Here is a 1,596-nt window from a genome sequence, read left to right on the forward strand (position 1 = left end):
GAGCTTGGCGGAGAGCGCGTCGGCGGTCGCATCGCCCACCGGAACAGCCACGGAGATCGCCATGCACCGTTCCCCGGCGTAGCCGTAGCCGGCACCGATCAGAGCGTCGGCGACCTGGTACAGATCCGCGTCTGGCATCACGATCATGTGGTTCTTCGCGCCGCCGAAGCACTGCGCGCGTTTGCCGTGCGCGGCCGCCGTTGCGTAGATGTACTCGGCGATGGGGGTGGATCCGACAAACCCGATCGCGCGAACGCGCGGATCGGTGAGCAGGGTGTCCACCGCCTGCTTGTCGCCGTTGACGACGTTCAGCACCCCCGGCGGTAGCCCCGCCTCGAGGAACAACTCGGCAAGACGCAGCGGAACGGAGGGGTCGCGTTCGCTCGGCTTGAGGATGAAGGCGTTGCCCGCGGCCAGTGCGGGGCCCGCTTTCCAGAGCGGGATCATCGCGGGGAAGTTGAACGGCGTGATTCCAGCGACGACGACGAGCGGTTGCCGCATCGAATAGACGTCGATTCCCGTCCCGGCCGAGGTGGTGTACTCGCCCTTGAGCAGATGCGGGGCGCCAGCGGCGAACTCGATCACCTCGAGGCCGCGTTGGATGTCGCCGATCGAGTCGGGCACGGTCTTGCCGTGCTCGCTCGAAAGGAGCTTGGCGATGCCCGTCATGTCTTTCTGGACGAGGTTGAGGAACTCCAGCAGCACCCGGGCACGGCGCTGGGGATTGAAGCTCGCCCATTCGCGCTGGGCCTCGGCAGCGTTGGCGATGGCCGCCTCTACCTCGGCCACGCTCGCCAGCGGCACACGGGCTTGAACCTCACCCGTGCTGGGGTCGTACACATCGCCGAAGTTGCCGGATGTTCCGGAAACGTGCTCCCCGCCGATGAAGTGTGTCAGTTCGCGAGTCATTGCCTGCCCTTCGCTGCTGGCTTGAGGTCGTCGTGCGAAATTATTATGATCTCAGAATATATACTAAGAAGACAAAGTTTTCAACGGGTGTGAGAGAGTAGCCCGAGGCGGGGCTTCCGCTGTCCCCGTCCTGGCAGTGACTGTGGCGGCAGCCTCGCCGTCCGATTGGAGGATCCATGACATCCGTGATCATCGACGGCGCTCGAACCCCCGTCGGCAAACTCCTCGGCGAGCTCAGCCCGCTGCCGGCAACCGAACTCGGCGGACACGCCATCGGCGCGGCTCTCGAACGAAGCGGCATCGACGCCGCCGAACTCGATGCAGTGTACATCGGCAATGTCGTGCAGGCCGGTGTCGGCCCCAATGCGGCACGCCTGTCGGCGGTTGCCGGCGGCATCCCGTTGACGGTGCCCGCGACCACCATCAACAAACTGTGCCTTTCCGGGCTGACGGCGATCGGGCACGCCGACCTTGCGATCCGCGGCGGTCTCGCGCAGACGGTGCTTGCGGGCGGAACGGAGTCGATGACCAACGCCCCGCACCTCAGCCAGATCCGTCGCGGTGTCAAGTACGGCGCGGCCGAACTGGCCGACGCGCTCGACCGGGATGCCCTCATCTGCGGTATCGACGGCGTGTCCATGGGGGCGGCGACCGAGCGTTACCACAAGGAGTTCGGTTTCTCCCGCG

General features: G+C 65.9%; 1 protein-coding gene and 1 pseudogene. One reads left to right on the top strand and one right to left on the bottom strand.

Annotated features, from left to right (window positions below; genetic code table 11):
* Positions 1-909 (bottom strand): aldehyde dehydrogenase family protein (locus ACK5KK_RS09550; RefSeq protein WP_416889854.1); only part of this gene is annotated, 909 nt, incomplete at its 3' end.
* A 176-nt stretch (positions 910-1,085) separates the two neighbouring features.
* On the opposite strand from ACK5KK_RS09550, the pseudogene ACK5KK_RS09555 reads away from it, so the two are divergent.
* Positions 1,086-1,596 (top strand): annotated as a pseudogene (locus tag ACK5KK_RS09555) (acetyl-CoA C-acyltransferase); the annotation flags it as partial.

Source organism: Microbacterium sp., from assembly GCF_047972865.1.
In the GTDB taxonomy this organism is placed as follows: domain Bacteria; phylum Actinomycetota; class Actinomycetes; order Actinomycetales; family Microbacteriaceae; genus Microbacterium.